Origin of the sequence: Solirubrum puertoriconensis (assembly GCF_001483135.1) — a bacterium.
Classification (GTDB): Bacteria; Bacteroidota; Bacteroidia; order Cytophagales; family Hymenobacteraceae; genus Solirubrum; species Solirubrum puertoriconensis.
Genome location: NZ_LNAL01000008.1, coordinates 1,464,900 through 1,479,584, shown reverse-complemented (window position 1 = coordinate 1,479,584; position 14,685 = coordinate 1,464,900). Strand labels below are relative to the sequence as shown.

General features: G+C 61.9%; 15 protein-coding genes. 5 read left to right on the top strand and 10 right to left on the bottom strand.

Features of this window, described 5'->3' with window-relative positions:
* Positions 1-207 precede the first annotated feature (207 nt).
* The 7 genes from ASU33_RS20605 to ASU33_RS21550 all read right to left on the bottom strand — a co-directional run bounded on the left by ASU33_RS20605 (position 208) and on the right by ASU33_RS21550 (position 5,896).
* Complete coding sequence (locus tag ASU33_RS20605; protein WP_149867337.1) at positions 208-681, bottom strand: hypothetical protein; 474 nt, start codon at positions 679-681, stop codon at positions 208-210.
* Between the two features lie 210 nt (positions 682-891).
* Complete coding sequence (locus tag ASU33_RS20600; RefSeq protein WP_059072668.1) at positions 892-2,688, bottom strand: glycoside hydrolase family 10-like protein; 1,797 nt, start codon at positions 2,686-2,688, stop codon at positions 892-894.
* Between the two features lie 102 nt (positions 2,689-2,790).
* A complete protein-coding gene (locus ASU33_RS20595; protein ID WP_059072667.1) occupies positions 2,791-3,435 on the bottom strand; it encodes a M15 family metallopeptidase in 645 nt (214 codons plus the stop codon).
* Positions 3,435-4,712, bottom strand: a complete 1,278-nt coding sequence (locus ASU33_RS20590; protein WP_078063295.1) for a serine hydrolase — start codon at positions 4,710-4,712, stop codon at positions 3,435-3,437. The genes ASU33_RS20595 and ASU33_RS20590 overlap by 1 nt, the downstream gene beginning before the upstream one ends.
* A 92-nt stretch (positions 4,713-4,804) precedes the next feature.
* The gene (locus ASU33_RS20585; protein WP_059072666.1) at positions 4,805-5,257 is read right to left on the bottom strand and encodes a hypothetical protein; all 453 of its coding nucleotides are present in this window, start codon (positions 5,255-5,257) and stop codon (positions 4,805-4,807) included.
* A 12-nt stretch (positions 5,258-5,269) separates the two neighbouring features.
* Positions 5,270-5,500 carry a hypothetical protein gene (locus ASU33_RS20580; protein WP_059072665.1) on the bottom strand — a complete coding sequence of 77 codons (231 nt, stop codon included), beginning with the start codon at positions 5,498-5,500 and terminating at the stop codon, positions 5,270-5,272.
* 36 nt (positions 5,501-5,536) lie between these two features.
* Positions 5,537-5,896 (bottom strand): hypothetical protein, encoded by a 360-nt coding sequence (locus ASU33_RS21550; RefSeq protein ID WP_059072664.1) that lies wholly within the window; start codon positions 5,894-5,896, stop codon positions 5,537-5,539.
* 135 nt (positions 5,897-6,031) lie between these two features.
* Between ASU33_RS21550 and ASU33_RS21545 the strand changes: the two genes are divergently transcribed.
* The 3 genes from ASU33_RS21545 (at position 6,032) to ASU33_RS20560 (ending at position 9,059) form a co-directional block, all read left to right on the top strand.
* A complete protein-coding gene (locus ASU33_RS21545) occupies positions 6,032-6,817 on the top strand; it encodes a rhomboid family intramembrane serine protease (protein WP_059072663.1) in 786 nt (261 codons plus the stop codon).
* Positions 6,818-6,928: 111 nt separating this feature from the next.
* Positions 6,929-7,849, top strand: a complete 921-nt coding sequence (locus ASU33_RS20565) for a T9SS type A sorting domain-containing protein (protein ID WP_059072662.1) — start codon at positions 6,929-6,931, stop codon at positions 7,847-7,849.
* 130 nt (positions 7,850-7,979) lie between these two features.
* Complete coding sequence (locus ASU33_RS20560; protein ID WP_059072661.1) at positions 7,980-9,059, top strand: esterase/lipase family protein; 1,080 nt, start codon at positions 7,980-7,982, stop codon at positions 9,057-9,059.
* A gap of 25 nt (positions 9,060-9,084) precedes the next feature.
* On the opposite strand, the gene ASU33_RS20555 is transcribed toward ASU33_RS20560, so the two are convergent.
* The 3 genes from ASU33_RS20555 to ASU33_RS20545 all read right to left on the bottom strand — a co-directional run bounded on the left by ASU33_RS20555 (position 9,085) and on the right by ASU33_RS20545 (position 12,991).
* Positions 9,085-9,939, bottom strand: a complete 855-nt coding sequence (locus tag ASU33_RS20555) for a tetratricopeptide repeat protein (protein ID WP_078063293.1) — start codon at positions 9,937-9,939, stop codon at positions 9,085-9,087.
* Positions 9,911-10,390, bottom strand: a complete 480-nt coding sequence (locus ASU33_RS20550) for a hypothetical protein (protein ID WP_059072659.1) — start codon at positions 10,388-10,390, stop codon at positions 9,911-9,913. Before ASU33_RS20550 ends, ASU33_RS20555 begins: the two co-directional genes overlap by 29 nt.
* A 141-nt stretch (positions 10,391-10,531) precedes the next feature.
* The gene (locus tag ASU33_RS20545) at positions 10,532-12,991 is read right to left on the bottom strand and encodes a glycoside hydrolase family 31 protein (protein ID WP_286130703.1); all 2,460 of its coding nucleotides are present in this window, start codon (positions 12,989-12,991) and stop codon (positions 10,532-10,534) included.
* Between the two features lie 157 nt (positions 12,992-13,148).
* On the opposite strand from ASU33_RS20545, the gene ASU33_RS20540 reads away from it, so the two are divergent.
* The gene (locus tag ASU33_RS20540) at positions 13,149-14,180 is read left to right on the top strand and encodes a glycosyltransferase family 4 protein (protein ID WP_059072658.1); all 1,032 of its coding nucleotides are present in this window, start codon (positions 13,149-13,151) and stop codon (positions 14,178-14,180) included.
* Between the two features lie 15 nt (positions 14,181-14,195).
* Positions 14,196-14,684 carry a YdeI/OmpD-associated family protein gene (locus ASU33_RS20535; protein ID WP_059072657.1) on the top strand — a complete coding sequence of 163 codons (489 nt, stop codon included), beginning with the start codon at positions 14,196-14,198 and terminating at the stop codon, positions 14,682-14,684.
* Position 14,685 lies beyond the last annotated feature (1 nt).

Below are 14,685 nucleotides of genomic sequence, written 5' to 3'. Positions count from 1 at the left end.
CGTTATTCATAAGCTATTATCCATGGTATTAACTCGCAACTTTTCTGACTGTAGTTTCAAATTAAGTTGAACAGTAAGGCCCCCTCGACAGCTGCCAAGGGGGCCTTATATCTAGTTACCTATGTTATAGACCTAAGTGCCGGCATGGGCTAGGTTGGTAAGTACAAGCGCAACAGAGCGCTAGCTGGCCGCTTTGGCCCCCTAATCTTACTGCCCTCGGTAAGTGTAACGGATTGCGAAAACCTGCCCGTTCACCGTATCGGTGTGCACAAAGACCAGTTTGGCCGGAGTTAATTCCTCGACGCGGCCGCGAATCTGCTGCGGGACGGTGTTGGTGGTCAGCGATGAAAAGTTGATTTGCAGAGCTGATCCGTCGGAATTTAGCACCCAGGTGCCGGTTGTGCTTTGGTGCTCCGACGGGCTACACTTGGCTGCGCCGTTGTCGAAGACTAGGTTCCCCCCGGCGTGGAACAGAAAGAAGTCGTCTTGGTAACACGCTGGCCAGCCGGTATACAAGTCCGCGACGTGGCCTTGCCCGTTAGTCACGCTTCGCCCGGATACGACCCAGGTTTTGGCTTGCAGCATTTCTGCAGGCATCGGTTTAGGTGTTGGTAACTCATCTTTACTTCTACTGCAAGCAATAATGAAGATAGTTAAGACAGGAAAGAAAATGTGTTTCATAGAAAATGCTAAGTCAAAGAGCTTTGTTGTAAATGATAAGGCTGACAACAAACAATTCGAGCAAGCGAAATTACTTAAACCCGGGTACTGGCGCGAGTCTTAGAACCCGTGCCAGTACCTGCCCCTAGCTCACAAACCAAAAGACGCCCCGCCTGGCAGCTGCCAGGCGGGGCGTCTTTTGGTTTGTGAGCTAGGGGCAGGATGCGACTACTAGCGCCCGAACAACCTGCTAAAGAAGCCGCGCTTCTTGGTCTTGGCTTTTGTTTTGATGGTGACGCTGCCGGCGCTGCGCGTGATTTTAGTGGTGCCTGGCTTTTCGGTAACGGCGGGTTCGGCGGCTACGGGCGGGGTGGGCACAACCGGCGGCGTAGCGGCCGCAGCGGGCTCGGCATCGGATTGTGCGATAACGGGGCCGGCGGCTGAGCCTAGGGTGGTTACCCGAGTGGGGCCGCTCTCGTTTTGCAGGCGGTCGATGGCCGTGATGTAGTAGGCGTAGTCAATGCCTACTTGCGCGGTGGTGTCGATGAAAGCCAGGCTGTTGCGGCCGGCGCGTGGCTGAATCAGCAGGATGTGCTTGGGGTCGTCGGGGGTGGGCTGCTCGCCGCGGGCAAAGCGGTACACCACAAAGGCGTGGGCCGAATCGCCATCGGCAGCGGCGGGGCCGGGGCGCCAGGTAAGCGTAACGGGGCCGCCGGCGCGCACCAGCGTAAGGCCTTGCGGCGTGCGGGGCGGCACGGCATCCTTCCAAGGCATGGTGGGCAGCAACGCTGGGTAGCGGAACAGGTTTTCGCGCAGCGAGTCGGTGGTTTTCAGCGGATTGTTCAGCACCGATTTGGCCGAAAAGAACACGCTACCGCTGATATCGGTGGGGTACGAGCGGTTGAGGCGCACTTGCTTGGGCAGCTCGCCGGGGTTGCGCCACGTGGTATCCGATTTGGTGCTTTCGAACATGCGGTAGGCGCCGTGGCCAATGTACAGGTGCCGGTCGTAGCGGTTGCGCGACCACCACTCGATCAGCGTAGCGTAGCTGGCCAACTTGAAGTTGGTGCTCCAGTACAGCTGCGGCAACACGTAATCAACCCAACCTTGCCGCAGCCACTCCAGTGCATCGGCGTAAAGGCCAGTGTGGCCCTGAAAAGCTTTGGTATCGGAGCCGTCGGGGTGGCTGGCTTGGTTCATCCACACGCCGAAGGGCGAGATGCCGAATTTCACCCACCGCTTTTCGGCGTCGATGGAGTCGTGCACCTGTTGCACCAGCTGGTTTACGTTGCGGCGGCGCCAATCGGGCAGGCTAAGCTGCTGCTCGTTGTACTGGGCAAAGGCGCGCTCGTCGTGAATAACCTGGCCAGGGTCGGGGTACGGGTAAAAGTAGTCGTCGAAGTGCACGCCGTCGATGTCGTAGCGGCGCACCACATCCATGATGATTTTGGTGATGTAGTTGCGTACCTCGGGCAGGCCGGGGTTGTAGAGCAACTTACCCGAGTAGCGGAAAAACCAATCGGGGTGCTGGCGGTACGGATGGTTGGGCGCGAGGCGGGCCGTAGTGGTATCGGTGCTGCCGCGGTACGGGTTGAACCAGGCGTGGAACTCCATGTTGCGCTTGTGCGCCTCCTCGATAAGGAAGGGCAGCGGGTCCCAGCCCGGTGCCTTGCCCTGCTGGCCCGTGAGCCACTTGCTCCAGGGCTCCAGGCTGCTCTGGTAAAAGGCATCGGAGGCGGGCCGCACTTGCACAAACACTGCGTTGATACCCGTGCGCTGCTGCTGATCGAGCATACGGATATACTCCTGCCGCTGCTGCTCGGGCGTGAGGTTGCGCCGGCTCGGCCAATCGATGTTCTCGACGGTGGCAATCCAGACGCCGCGCAGCTCGCGCTTGGGCGGCGGCGCCGAAATGGGCGTGGTAAGTACCGGGCTTTTAAACTTGGTAAGCGGCGCCGTAGCGGCCGACGGCTGAGCCCACGCGGTAACCGAAGAGAACAGCAACGCCAGCGAGGCGGCAAAGGGCAAACAACAGCGCATCAAGAAAATACAACAAGCAACTACCAACCAGCGGCCAATACCGGCCGCCCACCAAAATCCGATGCAATTTACACACCATATAGCCGAGGCTCAACGCCGCAGCTCAGCAAATGCAAGGTCGAGCAGCGGAAAATCGGCCCAGCGTTGGTGGTCGAAGTGCCACCACTCGGCCCGGTAGTTCACAAATCCGTGCTGCGCCAGCACGGTATGGAGCAGCGCCCGGTATTGCAGCACGGCGGTGGGCAGCTCTAGGTAGTCGGAGTGCGCTTCGGGGCCTAGGGCGTCGAACTCGGTAGGCATGGGCAAGTCGGCGCCGGTGCCTAGGTCAATCAGGGCCACATCGACGGAGCAGCCCCGGTTATGGCGCGAGCCGCGCCACGGCGGGGCCGCGTAAGTTTCGTCGGGTATCTTCTCGAAGAAACGCACCGTAGCGCTGTACGGCCGGTAGGCATCGAACACCTTTAGCCCCACTCCTACTTTGCCCAACGCCTGCTGCGCAGCACCTAGGGCCTCAGCCACGGGGCGGCGCAGGTAGGCGGCCGCTTCGGCGTACACGGCCTCGCCCAAAAAGTTGTTGGCGGTGGCGTAACGGATATCGAGCTGTACGCCAGGAATGAACGCGCCTAGGTCGATGAGCTCGTGCTCGGGGTTGAGGCGCACCAACTGCCAATACTGGGCGGCGTCGGTAAGCACGGGCAGGCCGTAGCTGTTCAGCGGAATTTCGGGAGCAGGCATCAGGGCGTGGCGCGTTCGTGTTGCTCGCTCCAATACGTGCGCACCTGCTTGCGGCGGCGCGGCGCGGTGCGGCCCAACTCGTACCGGTACACCAGCTCACCTAGGCGCCGCAGAAACGGGAAGCCCACGGTGTCGTAGTCGTACTGGTCGTCGTTGAGTACTTCGTCGTGGTTGGCGTACACCACCGCCGAGAGCATAAACTCCACCCCGCGCAGCGAATCGACAATGCAGGCATTATCGATCAGAAAGCCGTAGGCCTGGCCAATTTTGTTGTAGATGCGCACGCCCTCGGGCAGCGCGGCCGCTTTGCCGCCGGTCAGCAGAAACTTGGCGTAGTTGTCGGGGTATTCGGCGGGGTTGTACCTAGGGTAGCGGCTTTGGCGCGGCAGCAAGCGCATGTACTTGCGCAGAAAAGCGTAATCGTCGGGCGTTAGGTCGAAGCGCTGCTGCGGCGGCACCGACTCCGGAAAGAGCAATGCCCGCAACACCTGCTGCTGGTCGCGGAGCGGAAACTCGTTTTTGGTGCTGAAATCAAGCGGCTGCTCCACGCGCCGGCTGCCGTCCATGTAGGCTTTGCCGATGTGGATGTCGGTTGCCGCCATGGGCGGCAGCGCGCCTTCGTTGAACGCGGCGGGCTGGCGGTACAGCTCGGTGCGCAGCGTGGTATCGGCGAAGAAGGTGACGGGGTTGGTGTGGCGCGAGCCGGGCTCCTTATCACCTATGGATAGGCGGTGGATGATGCGGGTTTGCGCAAGGCCAACTTGCCGCAAGCTCGCGTTCAGCTCTTGCTGCCCCACGTACTCGTACAGCCGATTAAATGCATCATTATCGCTCACCAGCAGCACCTTGCGGATGTATTGCCCAATGGTGGGCCGGTAACCTAGGGCGCTGCTATCGAGCAGCACGCGCGTTTGGCCTGCAAAGGCCGAATCGATGCGCAACGGGGTTTCAGGCTCCAGCTTAGCCGCGTTCAGCCGGCGCATTTTCTGCAAGGCCACGGCCGCGGCGGGCAGCTTTACGGTGCTGGCCGGGTAGAAGTACTCGCTGGGCTTCAGCCGATACGCGTACGACTTGAACTGCGGTTTGCCCGCGGCATCGCGCCTGATTTGCGTGTAGATGATTTGCACCCGGTGCGCATCGGGGTCGACCATTACGCGGCGCACGGCGGCCGTGGTGTCGCGGCGCAGCAACTGCTTGAGTGGGTTACCCAATTGGGCCTGGGCGGCCGCGGCGGGCCAGGCGGCCAGCAAAGGCAAGAGCACAAAAAACCGGTTCATCGTGCCGGAAGATACTTCATGGCGCCGATGAACCGGTTTCTAATTACAGCCGTGCTAGGCCGCAATCGGCCTAGCGGGCCCAAACCTGCGTGCTACTTGGCGTCGCGGTTGTTCGAGTCATCAATAGTGCCGCCGTCGTTGGCGGAGCTGCGCGAGAGGCTGCCGTTGGCGTAGTCGTTCGACTCGCCTTTGCGCTGGTTTTGGTTGTGCTTGGCGTGGTCGGTATCCTGGCCGCCGCCTTGGTTTTGCTGCGAAGTAGGCACCTGCCCGCCGCGGTTCGAGCTACCCTTGGCGTTTTCGCCCGAAGCAGGTTGCTCGTTGCGGTTGTCGCGGTCGTTGCCGTGGTTGCCGCCGTGCTGGCCGGTAGTGCTGCGGTTGGCCTCGGGGCTGCCTACGCTGCTCGGGCTGGCACCGCCCACGTGCTTGGCCTCGCTGCGGTTGATGTTGCCGTCGGGGCTGGTTTTATCGATGGGGGCCGAGCCCGGCGCTGCGCTAGGCCTCTGGGCGCCTTGGTTTTGATTGTTGTTATCGGAAGAGCCTTTCATGTTGCTGGGAAATTATTGTTGATCCTGATTGCCTTTGCCGCTATCCACGTGCTTGGCGCCGCTGCGTACTTGCGAGCCGGCGCTGGGCATATCGTTTTGCTTGCCGTTGCGGTCGGCAGCGTCTTTGGCATCTTTCTTCAACGGAAACTGATTTTGGCCGCTGTTGGCCATGCCCACCTTATCGGCGCCGCTGCTTTCCTGGTTGGTGGGGTTGGTGTTTTCCTTTTGGGGTTGCTTGCTCATAGCTGTAGGTAGGTCGGGGTGATGTTGAAGGGAAGGTTAAATCATCGGAATCTGGCCGGGTTGGCCGGCCGAGGTGCCGGTGCCGGCCGAGGCCGTGCTGCCGCCCACGTCACCTTCGTCGGCGTTGCCAGGGTTGTTGTATTCGGTACTGCGGCTTACGTTGGGGCCTTTGGTTGCTTGACCGCCCACGTTGCCGCCGCTGCCCGAGTTATCGTCGGCGTTGTCGCCGGTGAGCACGCCCATTCGGTCGCCCATGCCAAAGCGGCCCTGCGGGTCGCGCTCCTGCTCGGCCGGCGACTGGCCCGAGGCCGTGGCCTGGGCGTCGTACTCGGGGCCTGCTTCGCGGGCGTTCATCTCCTGGTTGTAGGGTTCTTGCTGAATTGGATCCTGTTCCATGGTGTTTTCGGTTCGGGTGGTGTGGCTCTGGCTATACGGCAGGCTGGCGCCGCGGTTCAGCCGCAGTTGCCCTCACAGGGTTGCCAAGTTGTCGGGCTTCAGCTAGTTGGCCTGCTTGTGGCGGGGCGCTTTGGCATGGAACCAGGTTCGCCATTAGCCCAGGCATTTGCCCGCAAAACCGACGCCGAGCTGCTCTACCTCACGCAGCACCCTAGGTCGTTTGCGCCCGAGTTGGTACAGGCAGCCTGGGCCGAGTTGCAGCGCCGCGGCCAAGTGCCCGCTCCCGAACCAACCAGTCCCCCACCTCCTGCTACCATTCCCGGCATTGGGGTGGTAGCCGTAACGCTTGCCCTCGCGTGCCTGAACTTGCTGGTGTACCTGCTGATGGTGGCCAGCGGCGTGGATGCCGTAGAGCCCGCCGGCCGCGACCTGATTTTGTGGGGCTCCAATTTTACGCCGCTTACCCTAGGTGGCCAGTGGTGGCGGCTACTTACGGCCTGCGCCCTGCACGGCGGCCTGTGGCACTTGCTGCTGAATACTTACGCGCTGCTCTTTATCGGGGCTTTGCTCGAGCCGCTGGTAGGCCGGTGGCGGCTGCTGGTGCTGTATTGGCTTAGCGGCCTAGGTGGCAGCCTGGCCAGCTTGTGGTGGCACAGCGCGGGCGTGAACAGCGTTGGTGCATCGGGGGCCATTTTCGGGCTGTACGGGGCTATGCTTACGCTGGCAGCTACCCACGCCACCCGCCTTAGCCGCTCGGCGCGGGCGGCGCTGTTTGTACACACGCTGTATTTGGTGGGCACCAACTTCGCCAGCAACCTCAACCCCAACGTCGATCATGCGGCGCACCTAGGCGGCTTGTTGGCCGGCGCCCTGCTAGCTTGGCCGCTGCTGCAACCCCGCACCGCCAACGCGCATCCGTAGTGTACTCGGCCTCCCTGATTCAGGTCATTGAGAATGTCGGCTTGAAACCAGACCTTTCGTTTACGTATACCCGCCCGAGCTCAACCATTGCTCACTTCGCCCAAGCCCGCTATGAAAAAATTCCTACTCTTATTCGGCCTGCTTGCTCCTGCCGCCTTACAAGCCCAAACGCTGCCCAACAACGGTTTCGAGAACTGGACGACCAGCGGCCTGCGCGAAAGCCTGAACGGCTGGTACTCCCTCGACGACCTAGTGGCCACGCAGTTGCCCTTCTCCCTAGGTTTCGCCACCAAAAGCACCGACCGGCACGCGGGCAACTTTGCGGTGCAGCTGCAGAGCAAGCAAATTGCTTTCCCGGGTTTGCCATTCACGGGTTATGTGCCTTCGGTAGTGTTTGTGGGTTCTAAAATTGATCCGCAAAACCCCGAAACGGCGGGCGGCATACCCTTTACGAGCCGGCCGGGCAGCGTGCGGTTCTGGTACAAGCTCACCTTGGCCCCCAACGATTCGGCGGCGGCTTTGGCGGCGCTTTCGCGCGGTCCGCGCACTGCCCAGGGCAACTTTATTGGCACCGGCGGCCTCGATTTGCCCGCTCGCAGCACCTTTGGGCAAGCTGCCTACAACATCGAGTACGAGCCCGGCACGCTTACTCCCGACACCCTGCGCCTGGGTTTTGTGGTGGGTACCGGCAATGCAACGGCCAGCTCTACGCTTATTGTCGATGAGGTAACGTTCGGCTCGCGGGTTACTTCCAACAAACAATCGGCTGCGCTGGCAGCAGCCCTGAGCGTGTACCCCAACCCCAGCAGCACCGGCGAGTTTGCATTGGCTTCGCTCGATAACCCGGCCGTAGCTACGGCCCCGCTCAGCGTAACCGATGCCCTAGGTCGGGAGGTGTACCGCGAGGGCGCCGCGCCGCGCGGCCTCTACAACGGCCGGGCCCTGCGCTTACAAAACCAACAACCGGGCATGTACCTGCTGCGCCTTGAAACGCCTGCTGGCACTGTTACGCGCCGGTTGGTAATTCGGTAAGCAACGGCTGGCCGCCTAGGCCTAGGTTGGCCGAGCAACTAAGTTGTTTCTGACCTAGGCCGTCTGCCCGCATCGCCCCTAATCACCCCCACGTCGCCCGCGTACTTTCGCGCACAAGCTCCACCGCAGCATGGCTAGCCTCAACCGCAATCCGCCCAACTCCGATTCGGCCGACGATAAGCCGCGCTGGCGGCGGGCCACGGCGGCTTTGCGCCGGGCTGCCACCGCTCCGTTTACCGGCGCCGAGGCTTTGTACCAAACCGGCCGCAGCTACCGCCACTTTTTGCTGCCGGCTCTCAACGGCGCCATTGGCGACCAGCTCGAAACCCGCGGCGACCACCGCGCCATTCGGTTTAGCTTTCGGCGCCAAGGGGCCGATGTAGCCGTGGCCGACCTCGACCTTACCGACGGCCCCAAACGCACCCTTGTGTGGGTGCATGGCCTGATGGGCGACGAACACATTTGGCAAACGGGTGCGCCCGAAGTACCCCGCTACGGCCCGCGCCTCGAGCAAGACCTAGGCGTGCGCAGCCTGTACGTACGCTACAACTCGGGCCGCCACATTTCGCAGAACGGCCGCGAGCTGAGCCAGCTGCTTACGGCGCTGGTTGAGCAGTGGCCCGGCGCCATAAGCGGGCTGGTGCTGGTGGGCCACAGCATGGGCGGGTTGGTTATCCGAAGCGCCGGCTACTATGGGCAGCAAACCCAGGCCCCGTGGCTAAGCCAACTGCGCCAAGTGTTTTTGCTGGCTGTGCCCAACGAGGGTTCTTTCCTGGAGCAACACAGCTTTCTGACGGCCCTGATGCTCCGCCGCTTCGATTTGCGCCTGGCGCGCTTGCTCGCCGATACCATCGACCGGCGCAGCAACGGCATCCGCGACTTGCGTCATGCCCGCCTGGTGGACGAAGATTGGCAGAATCCGCACGCGGACGACCTGGTGCCACCTCGCACTCCTGTGCCGCCGCTGCCCGGGGTGCGCTACCACGTACTGGCCGCCTCGCTGCTGAAGAACGCCGAATCGTGGCTGGCCCAGTACTTCGGCGATGGGCTGGTAGGTGGTGGCTCGGCAACGGGCAGCGTATTCAAGAGCGCGCCTTCCGACCACGGCCAGGTGCAAGTGCAGGTGTTTTCGCGGCAGCACCACGGCACCCTGCTCGCCAATCCAGAGGTATACGATTACCTGCGCACGCGCCTGCTGGCTAGCGCATAACTTCGTCAACTACCACGTCGGCGGCTTATTTGGCGGTTAGCGCCTGCGCTACCTCGTAAGCGGTTATTTGGTGTGGGTAGTTCGCGTAAAACAGGTTGTCCTCGCTCATGCTGTAGCCTTGCTGCAGGTACTGGCGGGCCTGGGCTAGGTGCTGCTGAGCGCTGTTGGCTTTGCCCATGGCTTGCTCGGTAAGCCCTAGGTAGTAATGGGCGTCGGGGTGCTGGGGGTACTGCTGCAGGGCTTGGCGCAGGTAGTCGGCGGCTTTGGGCAGTTGCTTGGCTTCGTATGCCACCACGCCCAAGTAAAACAGTGAGTTGAAATGCGCCGCCGTGCTGGCGTTGCCTTGCTGCTGGGCGGCCACATCGCGTAGCAAATCGGCTTCGGCGGCCTTTAGGTCGCCCAGCTCCAGGTTGCATAAACCCCGGTAGAACCAGTAGGTATGGTCCATCTGGTAGCCGCCGGGCACTAGCTTTTCGGCCTGCTCAAAGTCGCGCAGGGCGGCTGGGTAGTCCTTCGTGAAGATGCAGTACAGGAAGCCGCGGTAGGCGGTCCAGGTTTTGGGATCGAGGCTTACGGCTTTGTCTTCGAGCGCGAAGGCGCGGGCGTAGTCGCCGTTTTTCAGGTACGGTATGGCTTTCTCCTGATAGCCTACTGCAACGTTCGGGCAAGCGGCAATCAGGCTGTCGCAGTACACCTCCCAGTTGGGGTGGTTGTAGCCGTAGCGCTGAGCGCCCTTTTCAATGTACCGCTCAATCAGCTTGGCCTGATACGCCCGATTGAGGCATGGGTCGGCAACAGCGGTGGGCTTGGCCTCCGTTTGGCAACCGCCCAAGCTCAGTAGGCCACCTAGGCTAAGGAGTAACGGCCACAACTTTTCCATCCTGAATGCGGAAGCTTAGCAAGGTTAGGTAATTGGCCGGTTCGCGGTTGGGTCCCGCTGCCCGCCGCCACTCGGTGAGGGTTTGCAGATAGGCATAAAGCGCCTCGACCAACGCCGGCGCGAAATGCGTAGGACGGTAGGCGGCATCGGTCTGCAGTACCTTGGTCCAGGGCAGCCGCTTGCCTTCGCAGTCGATGCCAAAGCGAAAGGTAATCAGCCCAGTACCGGTGTAGCGGCCATTTCGCTGCTGCAAAAAAGCCTGCGCTTGCCGGGCAAGGGTAGCCGAGGCAACTGGGTACTTGCCCTTTACCTGATAGTACTGGTAGAACGGCGCACCACACCCAGGATTCCGCAGGCTGGTGGTATCCATGTATTCGCCCGTAGGCAGCACGATGCGTTGGGCGGCAGCCGGTGCCCCAGCCCACAGCAGCAAGCTTAGCGCCGCTGCCATGTGTTTCGCCCAGCGCCTAGGCACACCAGTATTTTGATTCTGCAAAAGCTGATACGGTTAAGCTTAACGGCACAACAATAAGCAAAAAGCCCTAGGTGCTGCGCAGCACCTAGGGCTTTTTGTGGGTGTCAGTTGTACTACTTATGCCGTGCGAAATACCAGCTCGGCAAAGCCGGCTGGCACCACCACCTGCGGTAGCTCCTGGCCGCCATTGGCCGCGGCGGCAACTTCCACCGCCAGCTCTTTGCCATCGGCCGTAACGGCCAGCAGCTCGGCACCTAGGGGCAGGCCGTGCAGCACCACGCGGCAAGTGGCCCAGCTGGGCGTCAGCTCGCCTTCGGTTTCTTGCTGCAGCTTCAGGCTGGTAGCGGTGCCCGTTACGGTGTAGCGGCGCAGCGTGTACTGGCCTTGCTGGTAGCCGTAGCCTTCGCCGCCGTCGTCGTAGAGGGTGCTGGTTTCCTTGCCGTTTTTGTAGTACACGTGCAGCGTCAGCTCGGTTACGGGCAGCTCCTCCACGTATTGCATCACGGGGCGCAGCGGAATTACAGCCCCGGCGCGCACGTACAGCGGAATGCGGTCGAGGCCAGCGGGGGCCCAAACCTCGGCGCCACCGTCGCGGGCTTCGTCGGTCCACCAGTAGTACCACTGGCCTTTGGGCAGGTACATCCAGCGGCCATCCACGCCGGCTTGCGTTACGGGGCACACCAGCAGGTGGTCGCCAAGGGCAAACTCGGCCATGCGCTGGTACGTCTCGATGTCATTTTGGTCGATGAACGCCAAAGGGCGCAGCATGGGCGTGCCGTGCTGCACGTACTGCCAAAACGTGGTGTACATGTAGGGCAGCAGGCGGTAGCGCAGCTCGATGAAGTGGCGCGCCAGGTCGGTAAACTCTTCGCCAAACGACCAAGGCTCCTGGTCGCCGTGGTCGCCCGACGAGTGCGTACGGAAGAACGGGTGAAACGCCGCCAAGGCAACCCAGCGCACGTACAGCTCGCCATCGGGCGTGTTGATGAAACCGCCCACATCGGAGCCGATAAAGGAGAAGCCCGAAATGCTTAGGCGCTGGCACTGAATGTTGGCCAGCCACAGGTGCTCCCACGAGGCCACGTTGTCGCCCGTCCAGCCCGAAGAGTAGCGCTGCCCGCCTGAGTAGGTGCTGCGCGTGATGGTGAACGGCCGGTTGGGGTGCGCAAAGCGCTTTACGCCCTCGTTGGTGGCGCGGGCCATTTGCATGCCGTACACGTTGTGCGCCTTTTTGTGCGTGCAGGGGTTGCCGTCGTAATCGAAGCGCACATCGTCGGGGAAGGTGCCCTTCTCGAACACGGCCGGCTCGTTCATGTCGTTCCACACGCCGCGCACGCCCACGTCCTCGATCAGGCCCTTAAACAGGCCGCTCCACCACTCGCGCACCGTGGTGCGCGTGAAATCGGGAAAGTGGCACAGGCCCGGCCACACCGAGCCTTTCATTAGCGGCCCGTCGCCGCGGCGGCAGAAGTAGTCGTTCTCGAAGCCCTGCTGCCACACCGGGTATTGCGGGTCGATTTTGATGCCGGGGTCGATGATGACGATGGTCTTGAAGCCGTCGTTGGCCAGCTCCTGCACCATCTTTTTGGGCTCAGGAAAGTGTTCGGGGTGCCAGGTAAAGCAACGGTATCCATCCATGTAGTCGATGTCGAGGTACAGCGCATCGCAGGGAATCTGGCGCTTCCGGAACTCCTCGCCGATGCCGCGGAACAGCTTTTCGGGGTAGTAGCTCCACTTGCACTGGTGGTAACCTAGGGCCCACAGCGGCGGCATCTCGGGCGTGCCTGTGAGGCAGTGGGTGTACTGCTGGGTTACTTCGAGCAGCGTAGGGCCGTAGATGAAGTAGAAGTTCATCTCGCCCCCGTGCGCCCAAAACGAGGTTACGTCGGCGCGCTCGGCGGCAAAGTCGAAGTAGCTCTTGAAGGAGTTGTCGAAGAACAGACCGTAGGCCAGCTTTTGGTGCAGGGCCATGAAGAACGGAATGTTCTTGTAGAGCGGATCGGAGCCTTTTACGTAGCCGTAGGTATCGGAGCCCCAGTTGCAGAAGCGCTGCCCGCGCAGGTTCATGTTGGCGGGCTTGTCGCCGAGGCCGAAGTAATGCACGCCGGGCTGCACCTGCTGGCTCATCTTCACGATGTCGTTGCCCGACTCGTAATCGTACTCCCAGTGGAAACCCTTCTCGTACTCGCACAGCACCACGCCCGAGCGGTTGAGCAGGCGCACGTGCATGCCCTCCTTGCCCACGATGCAGATGAGGCGGCCCGTGGTGAGGCGGTAGTGGTCGTCCTTTTCTACAAACTCGAGCAGCGTGGTGGTTTCGCGAGGCGGCACCCCGCCCTCGAAGGCGTAGCTGAAATCGGGCGCGAAGTAGCCGTCGGTGCTGTAGCGGAAGCGCAAAATTTTATCGGTGATTACCTGCACGAGCAGCACCACCCCGTTGTCGGCGGTAAAGCGGAAATCGGCGGTACCCGGAACGACTTCGGCACTTACGACTTGGCCAGGCGTAAAATCCTGCTTAGCCTTCTGGGCCAAGTCGTTAATCATGTAATTGTTTTCCTGAATCGTGGTATTGTCCATGTCAGTTCAGGGTTGCGGCAAACTAGGTGAAGAAAGACGCCCGGCCGGAGGCTTCCGGTCGGGCTAGCATGCAAGGTAAGCAGGTTTCGCGCGATTTGTGTTGTTTGCCCGCTGCCCCGGTGCTAGGTTAGCGCTGGCTCGTACACTGCTCATGCCTATGCTCAACACCGCTTCTGCTTCTGTGCTGCTACTGGGCTGGGACGCCGCGTCCGAAGCGCTACCGCTGGCGCATGCCTTGCCCGCTACCGCCGGTATTCAGCTATGGCTTGCCGAGCCCGTTGCGGCCGCTGCCCTGCCCGGCAATGCCACCGCGCAGCACCTAGGCGGCGCCTTGCCCCCGGCTCCCGATTTTGCCACCCTAGGTACCGCCGCCCCGGCCTACCCCTACATCGGAAGCAGCACCTACACCACGGCCAGCAGCAAACCGACCAATGAGCAGCCAAGCGGCTTTCAGGTACCTGCTACGCCCTACATCGGCAGCACTCCTACACCTGAAGTGCTGGAACGGCAACCCGCCTCCGAGCCCGGGGTGCTGGAAGCCGCCGAGCTGAGCAGCCCATACACGAGTTTCGACGAGCAGGCCGACGACCTGCCCCTAGGTGCTCCTGCCGACAACGCCGCACCGGAGGCAACCGCACCCGCTCCCAAGCCCGAGAGCCCCCCCGCCGACGTACCAACTTTCGCCTCGGCGGTGCCCGGGCAATTGGCGCCTGCCAACGCGCCAGCCGTGGAGCACGCTCCGGAGCGGCTCGATGAGTCGGTTTCGGCGCAGCCAGAACCCGTACTGAGCTCGGCCGCTGACCTCGACGGCATGAACTTTCGCATCATCCAATACGCCCGCCACGCCGTGCGTTTGGCCCACAGCACTACCTTTGATGTGGTTTTCGCGCCGGATTGGCCAGTGTGGCTGGCCGGAGTTGAAATTCGGCATATTACCCACCGGCCGCTGGTGTTGCGTGTTACGCAGCTGGCCACCGACCTACTTTCACCCGTAGATCGGGGTTGGGGTGAGGCCCTGGAACGCTTGGCTCTCCCCCATGCCGACCGCGTGCTGGTGCCCGATCAGCATACCGCCGAGCGCCTGCAAGCCATGTACCGCATACCCGCCGAGCGCCTGCACGTGCAAGCCCCTGGCACTGCTCCCGACCTTACGGCCGCCCTCGTGCTCGACCCGCGCCTTTTTGCTTAACCTTACTTTTGCCCCATGTCCAACGTACCCGCTTTCACCCCCGAACACACCTTCGACGCCCCGCTAGAACTCGATAGCGAAAGCGGCGGCGTGTTTGTGCTCATGCCCTTCGATGTAAAAGAAGTGTACGGCACCCGCGGGCAGGTGAAAGTGCTGGCTACCTTCGATGGCTTTCCGTACCAAGGCAGCCTCATGCCCCTCGGCGACGGCACGCACTGCCTGATTGTGCCCAAGCAAGTGCGCGGTGCCATCGACAAAACCTGGGGCCACGAGGTACACGTGGAGCTGGCCCGCGACACCAACCCGCGCGTGGTGGAATTATCGGAAGAGTTTGCTCGCGTGCTGGCCGCCGAACCCGGTGCCCGCGAGAAATTCGACCTGCTCTCTTACACGCACCAAAAAGAATACACCCGCTGGATTGAGGCCGCCAAGAGCACCGAAATTCGGTACGAGCGCATGCGCAAAGCCGTGGGCATGATTAAGGCCGGTAAGAAGCGGAGCTAAG

Excerpts from the sequence above, each read along its gene's own strand:
- ASU33_RS20605 (WP_149867337.1), bottom strand. The coding sequence starts at position 681 with ATGAAACACATTTTCTTTCCTGTCTTAACTATCTTCATTATTGCTTGC.
- ASU33_RS21545 (WP_059072663.1), top strand. The coding sequence starts at position 6,032 with ATGGAACCAGGTTCGCCATTAGCCCAGGCATTTGCCCGCAAAACCGAC.
- ASU33_RS20585 (WP_059072666.1), bottom strand. The coding sequence starts at position 5,257 with ATGAAAGGCTCTTCCGATAACAACAATCAAAACCAAGGCGCCCAGAGG.
- ASU33_RS21550 (WP_059072664.1), bottom strand. The coding sequence starts at position 5,896 with ATGGAACAGGATCCAATTCAGCAAGAACCCTACAACCAGGAGATGAAC.
- ASU33_RS20590 (WP_078063295.1), bottom strand. The coding sequence starts at position 4,712 with ATGAACCGGTTTTTTGTGCTCTTGCCTTTGCTGGCCGCCTGGCCCGCC.
- ASU33_RS20565 (WP_059072662.1), top strand. The coding sequence starts at position 6,929 with ATGAAAAAATTCCTACTCTTATTCGGCCTGCTTGCTCCTGCCGCCTTA.
- ASU33_RS20540 (WP_059072658.1), top strand. The coding sequence starts at position 13,149 with ATGCTCAACACCGCTTCTGCTTCTGTGCTGCTACTGGGCTGGGACGCC.
- ASU33_RS20550 (WP_059072659.1), bottom strand. The coding sequence starts at position 10,390 with ATGGCAGCGGCGCTAAGCTTGCTGCTGTGGGCTGGGGCACCGGCTGCC.
- ASU33_RS20535 (WP_059072657.1), top strand. The coding sequence starts at position 14,196 with ATGTCCAACGTACCCGCTTTCACCCCCGAACACACCTTCGACGCCCCG.
- ASU33_RS20580 (WP_059072665.1), bottom strand. The coding sequence starts at position 5,500 with ATGAGCAAGCAACCCCAAAAGGAAAACACCAACCCCACCAACCAGGAA.
- ASU33_RS20595 (WP_059072667.1), bottom strand. The coding sequence starts at position 3,435 with ATGCCTGCTCCCGAAATTCCGCTGAACAGCTACGGCCTGCCCGTGCTT.
- ASU33_RS20555 (WP_078063293.1), bottom strand. The coding sequence starts at position 9,939 with ATGGAAAAGTTGTGGCCGTTACTCCTTAGCCTAGGTGGCCTACTGAGC.
- ASU33_RS20545 (WP_286130703.1), bottom strand. The coding sequence starts at position 12,991 with ATGGACAATACCACGATTCAGGAAAACAATTACATGATTAACGACTTG.
- ASU33_RS20560 (WP_059072661.1), top strand. The coding sequence starts at position 7,980 with ATGGCTAGCCTCAACCGCAATCCGCCCAACTCCGATTCGGCCGACGAT.